18 protein-coding genes are annotated in these 20,973 nt (G+C 52.4%); 14 read left to right on the plus strand and 4 right to left on the minus strand.

Going from position 1 to position 20,973, the window contains the following annotated elements; translation table 11 throughout:
- Positions 1–160 precede the first annotated feature (160 nt).
- The 10 genes from NST26_RS01810 (at position 161) to NST26_RS01855 (ending at position 11,110) form a co-directional block, all read left to right on the plus strand.
- Positions 161–1,126, plus strand: a complete 966-nt coding sequence (locus NST26_RS01810; RefSeq protein ID WP_340980776.1) for an alpha/beta hydrolase — start codon at positions 161–163, stop codon at positions 1,124–1,126.
- A gap of 495 nt (positions 1,127–1,621) precedes the next feature.
- Positions 1,622–3,157 carry an HD-GYP domain-containing protein gene (locus NST26_RS01815; RefSeq protein ID WP_340978357.1) on the plus strand — a complete coding sequence of 512 codons (1,536 nt, stop codon included), beginning with the start codon at positions 1,622–1,624 and terminating at the stop codon, positions 3,155–3,157.
- 204 nt (positions 3,158–3,361) lie between these two features.
- Positions 3,362–3,751 (plus strand): NusG domain II-containing protein, encoded by a 390-nt coding sequence (locus tag NST26_RS01820; RefSeq protein ID WP_340978359.1) that lies wholly within the window; start codon positions 3,362–3,364, stop codon positions 3,749–3,751.
- A complete protein-coding gene (locus NST26_RS01825) occupies positions 3,735–4,298 on the plus strand; it encodes a Gx transporter family protein (RefSeq protein WP_036700635.1) in 564 nt (187 codons plus the stop codon). Before NST26_RS01820 ends, NST26_RS01825 begins: the two co-directional genes overlap by 17 nt.
- A 19-nt stretch (positions 4,299–4,317) precedes the next feature.
- Positions 4,318–5,184, plus strand: a complete 867-nt coding sequence (locus tag NST26_RS01830; RefSeq protein WP_051477769.1) for an ATP-binding cassette domain-containing protein — start codon at positions 4,318–4,320, stop codon at positions 5,182–5,184.
- Complete coding sequence (locus tag NST26_RS01835) at positions 5,160–6,068, plus strand: energy-coupling factor transporter ATPase (protein WP_340978361.1); 909 nt, start codon at positions 5,160–5,162, stop codon at positions 6,066–6,068. Before NST26_RS01830 ends, NST26_RS01835 begins: the two co-directional genes overlap by 25 nt.
- On the plus strand, positions 6,061–6,852 hold the full coding sequence (locus NST26_RS01840; protein WP_076085408.1) for an energy-coupling factor transporter transmembrane component T family protein: 792 nt from the start codon (positions 6,061–6,063) through the stop codon (positions 6,850–6,852). The genes NST26_RS01835 and NST26_RS01840 overlap by 8 nt, the downstream gene beginning before the upstream one ends.
- Positions 6,853–6,873: 21 nt before the next feature.
- Positions 6,874–8,799 carry a peptidase U32 family protein gene (locus NST26_RS01845; RefSeq protein ID WP_340978362.1) on the plus strand — a complete coding sequence of 642 codons (1,926 nt, stop codon included), beginning with the start codon at positions 6,874–6,876 and terminating at the stop codon, positions 8,797–8,799.
- A 125-nt stretch (positions 8,800–8,924) separates the two neighbouring features.
- Positions 8,925–10,208: an aspartate aminotransferase family protein gene (locus tag NST26_RS01850; protein WP_340978363.1), complete on the plus strand. Its 1,284-nt coding sequence runs from the start codon at positions 8,925–8,927 to the stop codon at positions 10,206–10,208.
- Positions 10,209–10,225: 17 nt separating this feature from the next.
- On the plus strand, positions 10,226–11,110 hold the full coding sequence (locus NST26_RS01855; RefSeq protein WP_051477771.1) for a UbiA-like polyprenyltransferase: 885 nt from the start codon (positions 10,226–10,228) through the stop codon (positions 11,108–11,110).
- 844 nt (positions 11,111–11,954) lie between these two features.
- Here the strand turns inward: NST26_RS01855 and NST26_RS01860 are convergent.
- From NST26_RS01860 to NST26_RS01875, 4 genes are all read right to left on the minus strand, one after another.
- On the minus strand, positions 11,955–12,935 hold the full coding sequence (locus NST26_RS01860) for a polyprenyl synthetase family protein (RefSeq protein WP_340978364.1): 981 nt from the start codon (positions 12,933–12,935) through the stop codon (positions 11,955–11,957).
- Between the two features lie 18 nt (positions 12,936–12,953).
- Positions 12,954–13,403, minus strand: a complete 450-nt coding sequence (locus NST26_RS01865) for a hypothetical protein (RefSeq protein WP_036722118.1) — start codon at positions 13,401–13,403, stop codon at positions 12,954–12,956.
- A 239-nt stretch (positions 13,404–13,642) separates the two neighbouring features.
- Entirely contained in the window at positions 13,643–15,520 is a 1,878-nt protein-coding gene (locus NST26_RS01870) for an FAD-dependent oxidoreductase (protein ID WP_036722120.1), read from the minus strand.
- Between the two features lie 49 nt (positions 15,521–15,569).
- Entirely contained in the window at positions 15,570–16,475 is a 906-nt protein-coding gene (locus tag NST26_RS01875; RefSeq protein WP_036722123.1) for a hypothetical protein, read from the minus strand.
- Positions 16,476–16,957: 482 nt separating this feature from the next.
- Here NST26_RS01875 and NST26_RS01880 point away from each other — a divergent pair, with 482 nt between their 5' ends.
- From NST26_RS01880 to NST26_RS01895, 4 genes are all read left to right on the plus strand, one after another.
- Positions 16,958–17,161, plus strand: coding sequence for a CsbD family protein (locus NST26_RS01880; RefSeq protein ID WP_036695255.1), 204 nt, complete (start codon positions 16,958–16,960; stop codon positions 17,159–17,161).
- 223 nt (positions 17,162–17,384) lie between these two features.
- Positions 17,385–18,800, plus strand: coding sequence for an ATP-binding protein (locus NST26_RS01885; RefSeq protein ID WP_036722127.1), 1,416 nt, complete (start codon positions 17,385–17,387; stop codon positions 18,798–18,800).
- Positions 18,801–18,901: 101 nt separating this feature from the next.
- A complete protein-coding gene (locus NST26_RS01890; protein WP_036722129.1) occupies positions 18,902–20,176 on the plus strand; it encodes an MFS transporter in 1,275 nt (424 codons plus the stop codon).
- A gap of 25 nt (positions 20,177–20,201) precedes the next feature.
- Positions 20,202–20,864 carry an oxidoreductase gene (locus NST26_RS01895; RefSeq protein WP_339253239.1) on the plus strand — a complete coding sequence of 221 codons (663 nt, stop codon included), beginning with the start codon at positions 20,202–20,204 and terminating at the stop codon, positions 20,862–20,864.
- Positions 20,865–20,973 lie beyond the last annotated feature (109 nt).

A 20,973-nucleotide genomic window follows, 5' to 3' on the forward strand; every position in this document is an offset into this window, starting at 1 on the left:
GAGTGTGCCCATTGGAGTCCATCTGCTTCTTTCAAGAGTCTTGCAAAGTACAATGGAGTTGAAGTTTGCGCCCCAGCCGTATTTTTAGTTGGCCGTACTCCCATGCTATACTAGGCTCAAATTAATATGGTTGCTTACTGAAGGAGGAACGTTGATGTGGATGATATACCTGCTTGTGGTGCTGATCGTGGTGGCCGGAGGGGTGGGGTATGCCGGATTCTATTTTTATGGAGTAGCCATTAAACGGGCCCCTAAGGAATTCCTGGCCAAGACCCCAGACCTAAAGATCGATCCGCCGCCGGTGGCCGGAGCCTCGTGGGGAGAAGGAGCGGAGTGGGTGTCCCGGCAGACCTTCCGTGAGGTGGAGCTGGTCTCTGAGGATGGGCTCAAGCTGCAAGGCTATTATCTGGCGTCGGAGCGTGCTGCGGGACGGACGGTCATTGTTGCCCACGGTTATTCCGGGAAGGCCAAGGATATGGGAGCGACCGCCAAAAACTATTATGAGAACCTGGGGTATAATGTGCTGCTGCCTGATGCCAGGGGACACGGGAAAAGTGAAGGAGATTATATCGGCTTTGGCTGGCCGGAGCGCCGGGATTATCTGAAATGGATCGGATTCGTCCTGCAGGAGAACGGCCCGGACGCGCAAATCGTGCTGCATGGCGTATCTATGGGCGGAGCCACGGTGCTGATGACGTCCGGCGAGGAGCTTCCTCCGCAGGTCAAGGCGATTGTCGCCGATTGCGGCTACACCTCGGTCAAGGCACAGCTGTCCTATCAGCTGAAGCGGATGTACCATCTGCCGAGCTTCCCGTTTGTGCCGGTGGCCAGTCTGGTGACCCGGATGAAGGCCGGTTATTCCTTCGGGGAGGCGTCTGCGCTGAAGCAGGTTCGCAAGGCCAAGGTGCCGATTCTGTTCATCCACGGGGATGCGGATAAGTTCGTGCCCTATGCAATGATGAATGAGCTGTATGAGGCCTGCCGGAGTCCGAAGGAGCAACTGGTGGTGCATGGAGCGGGGCATGGTCTTGCCTATGATACGGATAAAAGCACATATATCCGCACAGTAGGCGAATTCGTGGAACGCTATGTACACAGCCCGGCTGCCGCTGAGTCTGTCAGATAAAAGTCCCTGGAACGTAGACGCGCCCGATATCCGCTGACAGCGGTTATCGGGCGCTAATTATGTTCCACACATGGAGCCTTTCCCTGAAGAACAGAGAAGCAGCTATCCATGTCTTATTCGGTATATTAATCCCCCGCCGTCTGTGAGCAAGACGGGTGTCGTTATTCCTTGTTATTTCCAGCAGCCGTGTGGCGAGAATAATCCTTCCAATACGACAAAAGCCCTACCTCTCTTTTGTCCTTGCGGCTCCGTGGCCGCGCCAGTGTGAATCGGAATGCTATGTTCGAATTTAGTCTCATAAAAGGGATAAGTACTGCAAGAAAACGTAAGATATTGTGTCCAAACCGCCGATAATATAGAGAAGTGATTCATCGGCCTGACATCTTCTTGATGGGGATAAACATACTCGAAAACAAATATTATTTTAATATAGCATGGTCTTTACATAAATGCAACTGTATATTGGGCTGAGGCCGGACGGGGATGAGGGGACAGATGAGACTATACAGAAGCTTTTTGAGAAATCAGATCCGGAACTATATCTTCGGCTCAGCGGTAGCGGTACTCGCGGTCGGGAGTCTGCTTATGTTATCTTCCCTGGAGATCAGCCGGGTTGAATATTACCGCCTCTTGCTGGTGCTTGCTTGTTCTTTCTTAATAATGGCCTCTATTGAGATTACTGTCTTTCTCAGACAGATCAGGCCCGTACGGGCTGCGCTGGTTCAGGAGAATGCCGCATTGTCTATGCTGGAGGAAGCTTATCTGCACACGCACCAGCTGCCCAAACGGGCCATACAGCGGATTATGGGGCCACATCTGCTCGGATTATCGGTGCCGGCCCTGCTGTTAACGTTCTGGATGATTCATACGGGCTGGGTTACGTTCCCTTATATCTATCTGATTCTGGCGATGTGCTGCGCAGTACTTGTGGCTTGTATGCATTCCCTTATTGAATTCTTCCTGACCTGCACCTCCATTATTCCGCTGATCAAGGAATTCAGGAACCGTGCACTGGAGCAGTATGGTGTGGATTTTTCCCTGGAGGGCCATGTGTTCGTGCCGATACGCCCCAAATTCCTGGTAAGCTGTATGCTGATCGGCACCTTCCCGCTGTTCCTGTTTATTATGGCCACGCATATCCGTATGAACGGTGAAGGGGATTCGATAGTTGTCGTCGGACTTCAGAGCTACTGGGCCTGGGCGGGGATGGTGCTGCTGATCGGCACGCTGTTCTCCTCCATTGCAGCCTGGCTGCTCACGAACAGCGTGCAGCATCCGATCCATGAGCTGTATCAGGCGATGAACCAGGTGAAGGACGGGAATCTGGTCCAGGTGCAGGATGAGTACTCCGATGAGTTCTCGAAGCTGGTGGCGGGCTTTAACATGATGGTCCGGGGGCTGCAGGCGCGGGAGCAGCAGAGCCGCCAACTGCTGGACAGCTACTTCTCCACCCTTGCCGTGGCGCTGGACGCCCGCGATTCCTATACGGCAGGACACTCGCTCCGTGTAGCGGAGTATTCGGTGATTATCGGACAGCTGGCCGGACTGAGGGGGCAGGAGCTGGATGATCTGCGCAAGTCAGCGCTGCTGCATGATATTGGTAAGATCGGGGTGAGAGACAGCATCCTGTTCAAGGAAGAAGCCTTAACGGATGAGGAATTCCTCCAGATTCAGAGTCATACTGTGCTGGGAGAGAATATTCTGCGGCAGATTGAACCGGCGGACAAAATGGCACCCTATCTGGGCGGCGTCCGCTCGCATCATGAGCGTTATGACGGCCGGGGCTACCCGGATGGTCTTGCCGGTATGAATATTCCGTTGCACGGCCGGATTATCGCTGTGGCGGATGCTTATGATGCTATGACGTCCGACCGGCCTTACCGGAAAGGGATGGACCATGAGCGGGCGCTGAATATTCTGGAGCAGGGCAGGGGGAGTCAGTGGGACCCTGAATTCGCCGGACTGTTCCTGGGGTACTTCGGCCGGAATCCGGAAGCCCGTAAGGGTGCTCAGCCCGTCCAAGCCGGGTAATTCTATAAATGATTGCATTATCCTTATATTCCTTGCCGAAGCGGATACTATCCAGTTTATGGAGGATCCGCTTCAGCTTTGCGTGCCTATTTTGTGAACTGACATGGAATTGCGACAATTAACGACTACATTCATTGAAGGATTGAGGGCAGACCGTTATAATTATTAAGTCTGGATTTTAATTAAAAAATAAGGGAGATTTCTATGAAACGCGCAGATGTGCTGCTGATTTCTATCGTTCTGATTGCTGCGCTCGCTTTTCTCATGCCAAGATGGCTGTCAAACGATGCTGATAAAGGTGGGCCGGGCAAAGAACTCAAGGCCAACATCACGGTAGATGGTAAGTTATTCAAAACGATAACCCTTACCAAAGAAGAGCAGACTATTGAGGTCCGCACCGAACGGGGCTATAACATTCTGAAGGTGCATGATTACGGGGTCGAGATGTTTGATGCGGATTGTCCCGATAAGGTATGTCTTGGCTTCGGATTCATCACGTTGCCCAAGCAGACCATCGTCTGTCTTCCGCACCGGGTATTGGTTGAGATTGCAAGTGCGGCCGGGGAGGATGAAGTAGATGGCTATGTCCAGTAGTGAATCGGCTACAGCTCTGAAGCGGACCGTAATTATCGCTATATTCGCTGCCGTTGCTGTGGTGCTGAGTATTGTGGAGGCGCAGATCCCGCTGGCTGGAGTGGGGCTCATGCCCGGGGCGAAGCTGGGCTTCGCCAATATTATGATTTTGACCTGTATTTACTTTTTGCGCGGACGGGATGTCCTGGTTCTGGTGATCCTGAAGACACTGCTGACCGCCTTCCTGCTCGGTACGCTGTCCAGCCTGCTGTTCAGCCTGTTCGGCTCCCTGTTCAGCTTCATCGTGATGTTCGCGCTGGTGAAGCTTGGCCGCAGAAAGTTCAGTGTCATCGGCATTAGCATTGCAGGCGGATTGGCTCACAATACGGGGCAGCTACTGGCAGCCTCGTTCGTTTTCAATTCAACGAGTATTTTCTATTACCTGCCGGTGCTGCTGATTACCGGTATTATTACGGGCATTGCTGTCGGCTTCGCCGTCCGGTATGTGGTTGACTCGCTATCCAAAATATCCTTGTTTGAAGAGTTCCTGAACGGACCGGGTCACTAGCTGCGGAAGGATGAGTAACATGAACCAAGCGTACAACGATACAAAAGCCGGTGAGAAGCCGGCAGTGATTGCCCTTGAGGGAGTATCCTTCGGCTATGACCCGGAGCATCCGATTCTCCATGATATCAATGTGTCGATCCCGCAGGGCCAATGGGTGAGTATTGTGGGGCCTAACGGCTGCGGAAAATCGACCCTGGTCAAGCTGTTGAATGCGCTGCTCCCGAAGAGCGCCGGCCAGATCTCTGTCTGCGGACATACGCTGCAGGAAGAGACGGTTCAGTCCATCCGGCAATGCATCGGAATGGTCTTCCAGAACCCCGATAACCAGTTCATCGGTCAGACGGTGGAAGAAGATATTCTCTTCGGCCTGGAGGGCCAGTGCCTATCCTACGAAGAGATGAAGGAGCGGCTTGAATTCTATACTGGTAAGCTCGGGATTGGCCATCTGCTGTCGAAGCATCCCGGAGAGCTGTCGGGCGGGCAGAAGCAGCGAGTGGCCATCGCCTCGATTCTCGCCATGAAGCCAGGCATCGTCATCTTCGACGAGGCCTCTTCTATGTTGGACGAAGGCAGCCGCGATGAGCTGATGGGGATTCTGCGGGACATGCAGGCCGCGGGCAGCTACACGATTCTGCTGATTACCCATGATGCCGATGAGATTCTGGCTTCGGACCGGGTGCTTGCGCTGCACGGGGGAAGCATTGCGGCAGATGTATCACCTGCGGAGCTGTTCCGTGATGCGGAGCTGCTGGAGAAGTGTCATTTGCGGGAGCCTTATACTTGGCAGCTAGCCCGTGAACTGGAGAGCCGGGGAATTACGGTGGATGTACCCGCCAGCGAAAAGGAGCTTATAGACACACTATGGCAATACAACTACAGCAAGTAAGCTACACGTATGCCGACCGCAGTATGTGGAAGCAGACGGCGCTGCACGGGATTAATCTGGAGATTGCCGAGGGTTCGCTGACCGGCATTGCCGGAGCTACCGGCTCCGGCAAATCTACACTGCTCCAGCTGTTCAATGGCATTCTTAAGCCGACGGAAGGCACGGTGCAGGTGCTGGATGTAACGATAACTGCTGGGGAGAAATCACCGAGGCTGCTTCCGCTGCGGCGGAGGGTAGGCCTCGTCTTTCAATTCCCGGAGCAGCAGATGTTCGAAGATACGGTGGAGAAGGATCTCTGCTTCGGGCCGCTGAACTTCGGAGTCAGTCTGGAGGAGGCCAAGGCACGGGCCCGCAAGTCGATGACGGACATGGGGCTGGATCTGGCGCTGCTGGAGCGCAATCCCTTCCGGCTCAGCGGAGGACAGATGCGCAAGGCGGCTATCGCTTCCGTGCTGGCAATGGACCCGGACATTGTGGTGCTGGATGAGCCGACAGCCACCCTGGACCCGGTAAGCCGCGCGGAGCTGATCGCGCTCTTGGAGCGGCTGTGCCGCGAGCAGGGCCGGACGATCATCATCGTGACGCACCGGATGGATGAACTGTTGCCGTATGCCGACAACTGGGTGCTGCTTAAGGATGGGGAGCTCGCCTTCCAGGGCAGTGGCGGCGAGCTGGCCGCTGATCCGGCGATTCTGGAGCGCTGCGGACTGCGGGTTCCGCAGTCTCTGCGTTACTGGCAAGCTGCCGCTGAGCGCTTCGGTCTTAGCGGCGAGAAACCGCTCCTTACAGCGGAGGGCCTCGCGGGGCGGCTTGCGGCCTTGCTGGAAGAGCGCCGCACGCTGAATGTCTCCGGCACGGAAGAAATGGGGAATGGCCATGAATGAGCGTCTGCTGCTGGGACGCAGCATTGATACGGGCTCCTGGGTCCATAAGCTGGATGCCCGGTCCAAAATCACCGGGATGCTGCTCTATGTAGCCATCATCCTGCTGTCTACTTCGTGGATATCAATCGGGCTGGTTGCGGTCTTCTCCATCGTGGTGATGGCGACGACCCGCATTCCACTGAAATATTTCATCAAGGCTGCGAAGCCTCTGCGTTATCTGATGTTGTTCATCTTCATCGTACAGGCGCTGTCCGTGAAGGAAGGGGAGGTGCTATGGTCGCTTGGCTCGTTCTCGCTGCATGCGGGCGGCCTGCGGATGGGAGCATTTTCTGTCATCCGCATGTTATTCCTGCTGACCTTCACAGCCCTACTGACCTTCACGACGACACCCGCCAAGCTGAATCAGGGGCTGGAGGGAGTGCTGGCCCCGCTTAAGAAGCTCCGGCTGTCACCGGACCGGATTACGCTGATGATCAGCATCGCGCTCCGCTTCATCCCGACGATTCTGGATGAGGCGCAGATTATTCTTAAGGCGCAGGCCTCGCGCGGAGCGGATCTGAAGGAGCTGCCGCTGAAGGAGAAGGCGCGGATGCTTGTCTCGCTGCTGGTCCCGGTTATCGCCAGTGCGTTCCGGCGCGCCCAGGACCTGATCTATTCCATGGAAGCCCGGGGCTTCCGCATGGATGCGCCGCGCAGCCGGTATCACCGGCTCAGGTGGGGCGCGGCGGATACGCTTTTTGTTGCTATGTTCGTTGTACTGGGAGTTGCAGTTGTATTATTGTAAGACATTTAGGGGGATACGGGAATGGCACGTTATTTTAATGGTAAGGAAGTAGAGTTACTGGCACCTGCGGGAACCTTCGAGATCTTCAAGGCTGTTATTGAATCGAAGTGTGACGCGGTGTATTTCGGCGGTCCGGTGCTGAACATGAGAATGATGCGCAAGGGCTACAACTTGAGTCATGAAGAGATTATCGAAGCCCTGAATATCGCTCATAGTATGGACAAAAAAGTATATATCACGGTCAACAATCTGTTCAGCGAAGAGGATGTGGAAGAGGCCAGAGCGTACCTTAGCTTCCTGGACACGGCCCGACCGGACGCGCTGATCGTGCAGGATATGGCGGTGCTGGAATTGATCCGCGAGATGGGGCTGAATCTGCCGGTTCACGCATCCGTCATGATGAATGTGCATAATCTGGAGATGATCCACGCGCTGAAGGAGCTGGGCGTCAGCCGGGTGGTTACCTCGCGGGAGATGGATCTGCAGACTGCGAAGCTGCTGGGACGCCAGAGCGGTATGGAGCTGGAGTATTTCATCCATGGCGATATGTGCTCTGTCCACGGGGCGAACTGTTATTTCAGCTCCCAGGTGTTCGGGATGAGCAGTAACCGGGGCAAATGCATGAAGCCTTGCCGCTGGGATTACCGGATCAAACGTGACGGCTATGTCTTCCCTGCGGAATATCCGCTGGCGGTGAAGGATATGTTCATGTATGAGCATCTTCCGGAGCTGATTGAATCGGGCATTACTTCCTTCAAAATCGAAGGCCGTATGCGCGATAAAGACTTCATGGTGATGCTGTCCAACAGCTATGGCGATGCGATTGACCGTTATATCGATGATCCGCTGGGCTTCGACCGGACCCAGGATTCCAAAGAGCTGTATAACAACCGTAAGCGTGATTTCTCCACGGCGTATGCTTTTGGCAGACCGGGACTGTCGAATATCAACCGCCGTTATGAGGGAACAGGCAAGTTCTACAGTACCGGCAAAGTGTTCAGTACGCCGACTGCCGAGCGTGAGCTATCTGCAGAGCGGGTGACTGAACTGCGGGCACGAATGGCTGAAGACAGACGCAGTACCCTTATCAAGCCTGAGCTGGCAGTGCGTGTGAATAATATGGAGCAGGCGCGTCTCGTACTGGAGATGGGAGTAGACAGCTTGTATCTGCCGGGCGATGTGTTTGAGCCGGACCGTCCTTTTACGAAGCAGGATATTAAGGATCTTGGAGCGGTAAAAGGCCATACCAAGCTATATCTGGGTCTGCCGCGGATGATGAACGAGCTGCATTTCGACCAATATGATCATCTGCTGAACGGGGAACGGCTGCCGATTGACGGCCTGATCATTACGAACCTGGGAGCGATCCGCCGCTACCGTGGCACCGGTTACCCGATGATGGGCGATGCCAATCTGAATGTATACAACCATCTGTCAGCCGGACTGTATGCCGGACTGGGCCTGACGAAGCTGACCGTTTCGCCGGAGATGACGCTGGAGCATTTCGCCTCCTTCACCTCGCACAGTGACTTGCCGCTGGAGGTTGTGGTTCACGGAACGCCTGCTCTGATGTATATGGAGCATGATCTGTTCGAGAATACAGAGGTGATGGAGCCGATTGGGGAGGAAGACAACCAGTATGTCCGCAATGAAGTGCTGGTGCTCAAGACCGACAAGGGCGAGAACCCGGTCTACCGTGACCAATATGGCCGCTGCCATCTGCTGTTCGCTAAGGAGCTATGTTATCTCCCGATGCTGGGTGAAATGAACGGCCTGGGAATTACAAGCTTCCGGATTGAAGGTGCGACATACAGCATAGAGGAGCTGCGCGCCATTATTGCTGCTTATCAGGCTGCGATGGATGGGGCGAAGCCGGAGGAGGAACTGCTGGGCGGGCTGAAGCCGGTCTATGCGGGATACACCCTCGGTTCACTGCAATTCAACTAATGTTAATAATTCAATTTTAAAATAACGCCGAGGAGAGTATAATAGGGCATATGGCGCAATTATAAGTACCTTTTTTCACAAACTAGTCATCTTGAATTATCAGCAGTTGAAAGTGAGGGATTTACATGGAACAGAGCGTCATCATTGGAAGAGAAGCGGTAGCTGCCAAAAGAAAGCAGTATTTCTACCCGTGCACCGCACATTTTTACCGGGATGCCCCGCAATTGGTGCGCGGAAGCATGCAGTATGTCTACGATGAGAACGGCAAGGAATACACCGACTTCTTCGCAGGAGTCTCAGTGGTTGCCTGCGGCCACTGTAATCCGGCTATTACTTCCCGTACGATAGCACAGCTTCAGCAATTGCAGCACACTTCGCCGATCTACCTGACCCAGCCGAATGTAGATTTGGCGGAACGCCTGGAAGAAGTGCTGCCGGGCGCGCTGCGCCGGACATTCTTCGTCAACAGTGGCTCGGAGGCGAATGAAGGGGCGCTGCTGCTGGCGCGGATGCATACCGGCCGCAAAGGCTTCATCGCCCTGGAAGCTGGCCTGCATGGCCGGACCAACCTCACCATGAGTGTGACCGGGCTGCAAATGTGGAGAACCGATGCCTACCTGGATGAGGATGTTACGTTCATTAAACGCCCGTATCATCCGGAATTGACGCTGGAGGAAGTGGCGGCGCAGTCGATCAAGAATCTGAAGGAGGTACTCGCTGCCCAAGGAGACACCATTGCCGCCATGATCGTGGAGCCGATTCAAGGGAACGGCGGGATCGTCATGCCTGCGCTGTCCTATTTCCGTGAGGTGAAGGCGCTGCTTGAGCAGTACGGTGTACTGCTGATTGACGACGAAATCCAGACCGGCTACGGCCGGAGCGGAGCTATGTTTGCAATGGAGCATTTCGGCGTCGTGCCGGACATTATCAGCATGGCCAAGGCGCTGGGGAACGGAGTGCCCATCGCTGCCTTTTCCACAACAGATGAGATTGCGGCATCGCTGAACAAGCCTTCCGCCTCGACGTTCGGAGGGAATCCGGTCTCAGCGGCTACGGCGCTGGCGGTGCTGGACTACATCCGTGATGAGCGGCTGGCGGAACGTGCGTCTGTGCTCGGCGGACAGCTGAAGCAAGGCTTGCTTGCTCTCCAGGAGCGTTACCCTGCGTTGATTACCGACGTACGGGGCAGCGGACTTATGCTGGGGGCCGAGCTGGCCGGTTCGGAGACTGAGGATGCCGCTGCGGTGACAGACTATGTGCTGGAGGAGCTGAAGGACCGCGGATACCTGATCGGCAAAAACGGTATAGGCCGCAACGTCCTCGCCTTCCAGCCGCCGCTTGTGGTCACTTCCGGTAATATCGATGCCCTGCTGGATGCACTCCATGAAGTGCTGCAAGCGATCCACTGAGAAAGAGGCCTAACAATATGGTTATCATTAATGCTTTTAAACATACGGCGCTTAAAATGAAAATGTTCAGCGAGCTGGTGATGTTCTCGCATACGCTGTTCTCACTGCCTTTTGCCATCATCTCGATGGTCTGGGCGGCGGGAGGCTGGCCTTCCGGCCATATGATGTTATGGGGACTAATCGCGCTGATTGGGGCACGCAACGGGGCGAATGCGTTCAATCGTCTGGTAGACCGCACCTTCGACGGCAATAATCCGCGAACCGCCCACCGGCATCTGCCGCAGCGTCTGCTCGCAGAGAAGGAAGTCATTCTGTTCATTATCATCAATTATGCCCTGTTCATTGTGGCCTCCGGGATGCTGAACCTGCTCTGCCTGGTGCTGTCCCCGGTAGCTATTGTACTGATCTCATCCTACTCTTATACGAAGCGGTTCACCTTCCTGAGCCATCTGTATCTGGGCTTCGTGATTGCTTCGGCCCCGATTGGCGCCTGGTTTGCGGTTACCGGGAATATCGCGTTCACGCCATTCGTGATCGGAACCGTGGTGATGCTCTGGATTGCCGGGTTTGATATCATCTACGGGACTCAGGACATTGAGTTCGACCGGAAGAACGGCTTATGGTCCATACCGAGCTTCTTCGGCCTGGAGAACGCGCTGCGGATCTCCAAAGGGCTGCATTTCATTATGGTTATGCTGCTGCTGTTCCTGTACGTCTGGCGTGATCTCGGCTGGATGTATCTGGTGGGCATCGGCATCGCTACGGTGCTGCTCATGACGGAGCACAAGATCATCAAGCCTGCTAACCGCAAGCTGATGAAGGTGGCTTCTTATAATTTGAATCAGGTGATCAGTATGGTGATCTTGCTGTGTACGCTGATTGATTATTTTTACGTTAATTAGGTTGGGGGGGGAAGGAGGTTGGGATGCTGCACTGCGCGGAATGTTTGGACTTCCGGTCGCTGTTATATTTGGATTTCCTGATTAGAACCGCTGGCCGAGGTAGAAATCCAAATATAAAGGCGGACGCTACCGCTCCTCCAGTTCCAAAATTCCTCTCCGTTCCGTCCTAACCTCCCCCAGGCAGGATTAACTTCAAAAAGACAACAGGCCTACCCAGAGGGGGGAGGCAGAAAAAGCGCGAATAAGCTTAGAGCTTCGCGCTTTTCTTCTTTTTGGGCGGCAAACAACCCCGAACCCCAACCCCCAATAGCCAAAGCTCCCTGCTAAACTCACTCACGTACGCTCCGCTGCGTTCGCTATTTAGCGGATAGGTGAGATGTGGGCGGTTAAGTGTATTTCGTACAACTAAAAGACATCCAAAAAGCTAATTTCGTATGATACATGTATTCTGTACAACTAAAATAATGAAAAGTAGCTTTTGAGGGCATTCCAGCCTAAATAGGTGTACAGAGTGCAATTAAAGCACCTGCCAGCTCATTAGAGGGGACTTTAGTTGTACAAAATACAATTAGCGCGGCGAAGTGTGATAAAAAACAAAAAAACGAGCCTTACTCAGGCTCGTTTACTTAATATGTGTTAATACATATAGTGTGAAGGGTGGAGCGTACAGTATGAACTAATAAAGCAGCGTGGAGCTTGCAGCATCATAATACAGCTGAGCTACGTAAGCATTGTACGAAAGCTTACAGATGCTAACCGATTGCAACAGCCTTGGCCAGGTATTCTCTGCTGACGGCCACAATGCGTTAGAGCATCGCTGGCTATAACCCATTCAGTCCGGAGCTCAGCGGTCACGCCCAGCGAAGTACTGCAGCAGGGTTTCCAGATCGGCATGCGCCGGGAAGCTGGAGAGCTGCTCCACAATCGCAGCAGCCCGGGCCAGATAGTCCTGGCTGACGGCCTCTGAGCGGGTTAGGGCATCACTGCCCCTTACCAGCTCCAGGACTTGTTCGATGTCGGCGGGAGATGAGCCAGGGCCTATTCTGCGGATGACAGGGGCAAGCTCGGCATCCTCTAAGGCAAAGAGCACCGGAAGGGTAACCTGGCCGTGGCGGAGATCGCTGCCGGCCGGCTTGCCTAGTACATCCGCCGATTGCGTGAAGTCCAGGATATCATCCTGGATCTGGAACGACATCCCCAGCGCTTCGCCGAAATCATAGAGGAGCTGGGCTGTCTCTGTGCTGCTCTCCGCCGACAGTGCGCCTACCCGCAGGCAGGTGGCCATTAGCAGCGCGGTTTTGTTACGGGATTTCTCCAGATATTGCTCCAGCGTAAGATCATAATCGAAGGCATGCTCTAATTGCTGATATTCGCCAAGACACAATTGGGAGGTGGCGACAGAGGACAGATCGTGAACGTAACGGTCCTTATCCCCGGTGTACTTGCTGAGCAGTTCAATGATGCGGGCAGACATATAATTACCGATATGAACAGCGGATAGAATGCCTGTCTTGATATGAAGCGCAGGCTCGCCCCGCCGCAGCTCGGCGTTATCAATAATATCGTCATGAATCAGTGAGGCCACATGGATAAATTCAGCCGCAGCGGATAATTGCAGAGTTCGGCGTCCGGCAGGTCTCAGGCCAAACCGGCTGCCGACAATAACCATCAGCGGGCGGAGGCGTTTACCGCCGGAGCCTGTTAATTCGAGAATGCTCTGCGCCAGCTGCGACTTTTTGGGAACATCCTTATCATGGGTGACCAGATTCTTAATTTCACGGTTAATTTCATTCAGATCAATATTCAAGGCTTCATGCAGCTTCATCGTTCATGTTCCCACCTGTCAAATGGCTTTACTGGTACGGCTTCGTTGTCTGCGCTCCTGAATGAGGAATTCATCCAACTCCCGGGCCGGATTGTGTTCGGTGAACTCTCCATTTGAACGTGCGATCTGCATTTTTTTGATGGAAGGGGCCATGTAGGCAACCAGATCCAGCTCCCGGCATTTCACTGCAAACTGCAGATAGAAGCTGTACAGGTAATCTCCATCCAAAATGTTACGGGTCAGGTCAGGATGATGTGGGACACATTCCATATGGCGCTGTGCTGCCACGGTAAGAATGGTATAAATACCTAGCAAATGGGTTTTGCGGTCATATTCCAGATCATGGCGTTCCAGTACCGAGAGCATTTGCTCACATTCTGCCGGAGAGAGAGACAACTGAATTCCGGCGATCTTAGACATCTCAGCCTGAAGCAACCGGAATGTATCTTGGGCGATTTTTTGGTTCACAAGCTTCTCTCCTTCATGTCGGTTTTGCTGGATAGAACCGAATCCCTGATTATCCCTACAAAACCATTTTGTTGAAAACGAACATATAAATGTACTTTCACCTCGTTAAACAAGGAGAGTAATGTGTCCTAGGGACACATTACTCTTAAGAATATCCTATTCAGCTTGCAGCAGCGCAGCTTGTGCATACGCTGCTGTTATAAATGGATGTAGTTCTTAACCACCGGTTACCCGGTTCATCAGTCGGTATACAGATACCAGCGCCGGACCAGAGGTATTCTCTTCCACTGCTTCTTGAGCCAAGGAAGAACATAGTAATCCAGGCTGAACACGGTGCCGGAACCGCCGATGCAGGCAATCGCTGCCCCAACATACCAGAGCATTTCTGTTGCTGCCATCTTGGTGGTCCAGATCATAACCGCCATACCTATCGTAGCTATAGCAGAGATAGCTGTGAACAGACCGACGATCAGCATTACACCGAAGACGATCTCGGCACAGACCATACCGATTTGGAACCATTTGGCCAGGAAGGTGTAAGAACCATCCGGGTTATAGAACATGAGATCCATGAACCAGTTAGAGATATCATAAATGAAGCCTGGAACCGGAAGAGCCGATACAGCTTCTTTGGCAGTGGATACTGCGGAAGCGGCAGATTGGGCATCTACGGTAGTTTTGACTGCATCCACAGCCTGACTTGCTGCCGATGTGGCGTCTGCATAAGGAGCCGCAGGAATCAGGAAAATCTTATTCGGATCAACCCAGATCTTGCGGATCTTCTCTATACCTTCATATAACCACATTCCCCCAAGGAGCATACGGAGCGGAACGAGCCAGAAGTTCGGCGAGCGCTTGGAGAAGTAACCGCCAACGAAGCTCTTGCGGTTCTCAACATGGAAGAACTCGTGCATCATGTAAGTCCAGACCTTATTGAAGCCTACAACCTGTGACAGATAGAACATATTGATGAAATGTTTGGACAACATAGCCATGAAGCCGGTCAGCATGAAGAACTTGCCCGGAAGACCAACGTTCGCTACACCGTAGCGGCTGCCGATCGAAACCATGGTGCCGTGGAAGCCTGGTTTGTATGCTTTTTTAGGCGTACCCTTGATATCGGCAGTGATATTGCCTGCGATAACCGGAGCCGCTTGTTCAGCATTCTCAACCATTTGCGGAACTGGACGTTCTTCGCCTTCAGGGATGAAGAAGATGTTATCCCCTACAACGTATACGTTCTTATGGTCAACACTTTCAAGGTGTTCATTGGTAACAATACGTTTGCGGCCTTGCTGCTGAACATCAAGGTTGCCGACAATTTCGGAGCCTTCAACACCGGCTGTCCAGACAATTGTCTGTGCATCCACGATGTTCTTCTCGCCGAGGGCAACAGAGCCTGCGCCTACTTCGGTGATTTTGGCGCCTGTAACAATTTCTACCTTCAGCTTGCGCAGACGGGCTTCGGCTTTCTGGATCAGCTTATCCGGCAGGATAGGCAGGATCTTCGGAGCCATATCAGCCACGATTAATCTCACTTCGGAAGGATCGATGAAGAATTCTCTGCAGAGCTCATCGCGCTGCTCGGCCATTTCACCTACAAGCTCAACGCCGGTAAAGCCGGCACCGATAATTACGAAGGTCAGCATAGCGCGGCGTGTAGCCGGGTTCTTTTCCTTCGCAGCTTTGGTGTACATGTCGCGGATTTGACGCTTCAAGGCAACTGCATCATCATAGGACCAGAAGGAGAAGGTGTTCTCTTCTGCTCCGGGGATTCCGAAGAAGGTTGGCTTGCTTCCTGTGCCGATGACCAGATAATCATAAGCATAAGTGGCTTTGTCGGACTTCAGCTTCTTGTTCTTGAAATCAATGTTGCTGATTTCGTCCAGAACAACATCTACCTTCAGGCCGGCAAAGATTTTCTTCAAGTCAATTTTGATCGAATCCTCAGGTGCGCGATTCGCAGAAACCTCATGCAGCTCAGTCAAAAGAGTGTGGTATGGATTTCGGTCGATCAGTTTGATTTCTACATCTTTGTCGTTCTTAAATTTCTTTGCCAGTTTCTTAGCCGTGAGTACGCCGCCGTAGCCGCCGCCCAAAATGACTATTTTCTTCAAGAGAAACTCACCTCATTCATCTGATTAGCTGCAAAAGGGTAGCGAATAATTATTTCGCGCCTTCGAGTGCTTTTTGTGCAAGTGTGAAATATTCACCAACGTGGATGGATACGCCGGAGATTGCATCTGTTTTACCTTCAGCATCCAGGGTAGGAGCTACGCCTTTGTTCTCAAGGAAGTATTTCTCGGCAAGGGCGATTTCTTCATGCCATTCAGCAGCAGCGCCGCCGGCTTTCATGCCGTATTTGCCATCTACAGAATATTGTTTCTTATCGTCGCCTGCAGCATTCACACCGCTGAAATTAACAGCTACAACGTTGCCGTTAGCAACAGAGAGAGCTACTGTGGACTTCCAGCCGGATTTAGCATCCATTTCACCTTCAGCAGTATATCCGCCATCTTTGTATGGGCCTGCTTGTGCAGGGCCGGCAGCAAGTGCAGCCTGAGCCGCGCCAACGAAATCACTAACGTGTACGGATACACCGGAGATTGCATCTGTTTTGCCTTCAGCATTTACAGTGAGAGCAGCAGGATCTTGTTTTTCAATCAGGTAAGCTTCAGCAAGAGCAGCCTGTTCATGCCATTCGGACTTCGCTCCGCCGATTTTTACCAGGCCGTAGTTGCCGTCTTCAGATACTTTTTTCTTCAAATCGCCCGCTTTTTTAACATTGAAAGCATTCCAGTCAGCTTTGGTGATTTTGCCGCCTTCTACAGTCAGTTGTGTAAAGGTCTGCCAGCCAGTCTCTGGATCGGCATCCACCGTACCGTAGTAGGTTCCGTCCTGGTACTTGCCTGTTTCGGCTGCAGGTGCAGTAGTTGCTTCAGTTGCAGCAGTAGCAGTTGCCACAGGTGCTGTTGTTGCAGCAGCGTTCTCTGCTTTGTTGCTGTTGCCACAACCTGCGAGTAAAGTACCCAATACCAGAGCGCTCGACAAGATTACAGAAGCTTTTTTCATTTTGATATGACCTCCAAGAAAATAGTTTAAAATATATATATTAAAATGTAAAACATTTTAATAGCGGTGGAAGTGATAAAAATCACTTTATAAATGATAAATGTCACTTTCATCTCGGTCTTAAGTCCCTTTTTGTAGCAGGCATACGACATATATCGGCAGGCAATAAGAAAAAATTTAATCATATCGTTTCTTGTTCGATGGCATTTTAGCACAAGCTATGGAACTATCATGTGAAAATAATCACTTAAATCATAAATAAATTTACTTCTGAAGTATATCAAATTTTAAGATAGTTGAATAGCTTTTTAAAAAGACTTTTATGTGACAAAAGTTGAGTTGTTTTGCATGGTTTCAAGCAATTGTAGGTGCAGCCCCTGCACAGCCTGGCGATTCAGCCAAAAGTCATGGGGGTAATAGTTCACAAGCAATTATAAGCTTTCGCCAGACATTAAATAGACAACTAAGGAGATGAGCTTGTAGTGGATAACAATGTGATCAAAGGTAAATGGCTGCAGATTAAAGGTGAAGCCAAGAAGCAATGGGGCAAGCTGACAGATGACGACCTGGATATCATCGATGGTGAAAAAGACAAGCTGGTAGGCAAGCTGCAGGAGCGTTACGGCCATTCCAAGGATGAAGCCGAAGCGGAGTACCATAAATGGGAGTCCTCCCACCGCAGCTAATCAGAAGGATAATTTATAGCGTAAAACATATAAAATCTTATATTTCAAGGAAAGAGCGCAAATCGTATCTGATTTGCGCTTTTTTGCTGTCCCCGGGACATTCCGCAGCTATCACTCTCATACATATACATATGCAATAGCTCTCACGCTTCATGTTTTTCATTCCTCCAGTATGATACTATAAATATTATTGTGAACTTATTTTCGCTGCAGGAGTGAAGCCATGGAATATGTCAAAATCTTTTTTGTGAATACAGCTTTACTAATCACTCTGTCGTATCTGGCGAATCTAATATACAAGTACACTGTAACCCACGCATCCGAGCCTGTAAAAAGAGTAAGCTGGGTGCTGCTTGCGGTCTTTGCAGGGTGGATCAGCACCTTTTTCGGCTACAGACTGCATGAGCATGTCATTTTTGACCTGCGGTATGTACCGCTGATCATCTCTACACTGGCTTACCCCCAGCCCTTGGTCCTGATTATCATCGGAATCGCAACCGGGCTTACGCGCCTGACCTTTGGAGTAAACGAGGCAGCGCTGGTAGGCGTGCTGAATCTGACTATCCTGGGCTTTGTCTGTGCCGCGCTAAGCGTACAGATGAAGCGTTCGTCTTCATCGGTGATGTATAAGGGAATTGCTACTATTCTGGTAGTCAATGTAGTGAATGTGCTGAATATTGCCGTATTTGGGGTCATTCCCACACATGATTACATAACGAAGATTCTGCCGGTTACCTTTCCCGCAGGCCTTGTCCTCAGTGCGTTGTTCGCGCTGATTATCCGCGATTTTCATCTGGACCTGATGCGTACAGGACAGATCATTAGAGCGAATAAGCTGTTGTCCGAGCAGACGGAGGAGCTGCATAAGAATAAAATTGTGCTCGAGGAAAGAGCCAAGCAGCTCATGCTAGCCTCACAGTTCAAATCGGAGTTCCTGGCGAACATGTCCCATGAACTAAGAACCCCGCTGAACAGCATTATCAACCTGTCCCAGATGATTGAAGAAGGCGGTGAGTCCCTGAGTGCGGAGGAGCTTGCTGAATATGGGGGGATCATTCACCGCTCCGGGGAGGATCTCCTGTCGCTCATCAATGATATTCTCGATCTGTCCAAGGTGGAGGCAGGGAAGCTGGATATTATTATAGAGGATTTAAATACCAGCGAGGTCCCTGATCTGCTCGTCCAGCAGTTCGGCGTCTTAGCCAGACAGAAGCAGCTCACCTTCAGTGTCTCCCTGGACGAAGGGGTGCCTGCGGTAATCTACACGGACCCCCAGCGGGTGCAGCAGATTCTGCGCAATCTGCTCTCGAATGCGTTCAAGTTCACGATGACTGGCGGGGTCACTATGAATATCCGTGTAGTGGAACGTCAGGAGGGGGCTGCTGCACAGAAATGGATTGCCTTTGAGGTGCAGGATACCGGAATTGGCATTCCCCCGGAGAAGCATGATCTGATCTTCGAGGCCTTTGAACAGGCGGATATCAATGTCAGCCGCAAGTATGGCGGTACGGGGCTGGGCCTGTCTATCAGCAATGATCTGGCCAGGCTCCTGGGCGGCTTCATTACCCTGCATAGCCGCGAAGGCCAGGGCAGTATATTCTCCTTATATTTACCACTGCATTCAGACGCGTCCGTATAATCCCCGCAGCTCCAACTTTATTTGTGATTTCGGTGTATTGACAGGAACCTGGTGCTGAGTAGAATGAAGCAAAAGCCGCATCAAAGGAGAGTCAACACCCCATGAACATCATGAGAAGCCGGCCGCTGCGGAACCGTTCCAAGGATTTGCGCAAGGCCTCCGTACACCGCAAGAATCTGCAGATCGCTACCTTTGAGGGGATACCATCCACCATATTCCAGGTGCTGCTGCAAGGCCAATTTCTTACAGGATTTTTGTTATACCTGGGTGCCAGCTCCAGTCAGATCGGATTTGTCCTCGCGCTTACTACGCTGGTGAACGTCGCACAGATCGGTGTGGCTTTCCTGATTCAGAGGCTGCCGAGCCGCAAGTGGGCGCTCGTGACTTTTATTGGCTTACACCGGCTGTTGTGGGGATCTACGGGCCTGGTTCCGTTTATTTTTCCGCAAGAGCACTGGGTTACTGCCTTCATCGTACTATATACCATTGCCTTTATTGCCAACACTGCCGGCGGTGTGCTCTGGAATTCGGTCATCAGTGACCTGGTGCCTGCAAGGGTCCGGGGCCGGTATTTCGGTATTCGCAATACGTTCCTTAATGCGCTGGGAAGCCTGGTGATGTACGGAGGCGGTATTATTCTTGACCGTTATCCGGGCGGACACGGATTCCTTATCCTGTATATTGTAGTGTGGATTTTCTCGATCTCGAATATTGTGGTGTTCTTCTTCTACCCGGATGTGCCGTTTGAGAAATCGGAAGAGAAGGACTTCCTGCCGATGCTCAGGAAGCCGCTTCAGGACAAGATGTTCATGAAATCCACGCTGTTCCTGTCTGCTTGGCTGCTGCTGCAGAACCTGACCGTGCCGCTGTATTCCTATGTCATGCTGCAGCTGCTGAATATCAATTATGAGAAGCTGTCCCTGCTGAATGTCGCGCAGACGGTCTTCATGATGGCCAGCTTCTATGTATGGGGCAATCTGAACGCCAGGCACAGCAACAAGAAGCTGCTGCTGTGGACGCTGCCGATTATCGCGGTCTCTTCCCTGATCTGGGGACTCTTGTCTGTGCTGCCGATGCTTCCGGTATTATTTGCGGCCCATATTGTGTTCGGCGTGGGTGTGGGAGGCTTCAACCAGCTCGCCTTCAACTTCATTATTGGCGATACGCCGAAGCGCGAACGGCCGATGTATATGGCGATGTATGCGGCGCTTACCGGTCTGGCGGCCTTCTTCGGCCCACTGCTGGGCGGCCGTATCTATGAATGGATTAAGGAATGGCCCCAGTGGATGCAGATCTACGGCATGCAGTTAGTGGTAGGCGTGCTGATGATTCTGCTGGCACTGCTGCTGGGCCGCCGTATTCTGCGGGATGAATAAGGAGGAATAGAAGGAGGCTATTTCGGTGACAAGAATTGCACTGGTACTGGGAGCTACAGGGCTGGTCGGCAGTGCGCTGACCCGGGACCTGCTGGGCGGGAATTGGGACGAGGTCCGTGTACTGGTCCGCCGTCCGCTTGCGCTTGAGCATCCGAAGCTGAGACAGATTCAAGTGGATTGGGACCGGCTTGAGCAATACAGCGAGCAATTCGCCGGTGTATATGCAGTATTCTGCTGCCTGGGAACGACGATTAAGCAGGCGGGCTCGCAGGAGCAGTTCGAACGGGTGGACCTGGAATATCCGCTTGCGGCTGCGGCCCTGGCCAAAGAGCATAATGTGAAGCAGTTCCTGGCCGTGTCCTCTATGGGAGCCAGCGCCAAATCGCGCACCTTCTATAGCCGGATCAAGGGGCGGACGGAGGAGGGCCTGATTGCTGCCGGATTCCACGGCCTGCATCTGTTCCGGCCTTCTCTGCTCCTTGGGGACCGGGCAGAATTCAGGCTGGGTGAACGCGCCGCAGCTGTGGTTATGAAGGCGCTGGATTTCGCGATGGTCGGCAAGGCTGCGAAGTTCCGGGCCATTCCGGCTGCAACGGTAGCGCGGGCGATGATGAACATTGCCCTGGCCGATACAGGCGGCGTTCATATCTACACCAATGAGGTTATTCATGTGATTGGCAAGCATTAGCTGGGCAGCAGGGTTTGCAAACCGCAGACCCCAGGACTTACAATAAACTTACGATTAGAATGTACATAGCGGTCTACAGGCCGCGTACAGCATGCAGGAGGCGTTCACT

This window comes from Paenibacillus sp. FSL R7-0128, from assembly GCF_038002245.1.
Lineage (GTDB): Bacteria > Bacillota > Bacilli > Paenibacillales > Paenibacillaceae > Paenibacillus_AQ > Paenibacillus_AQ silagei.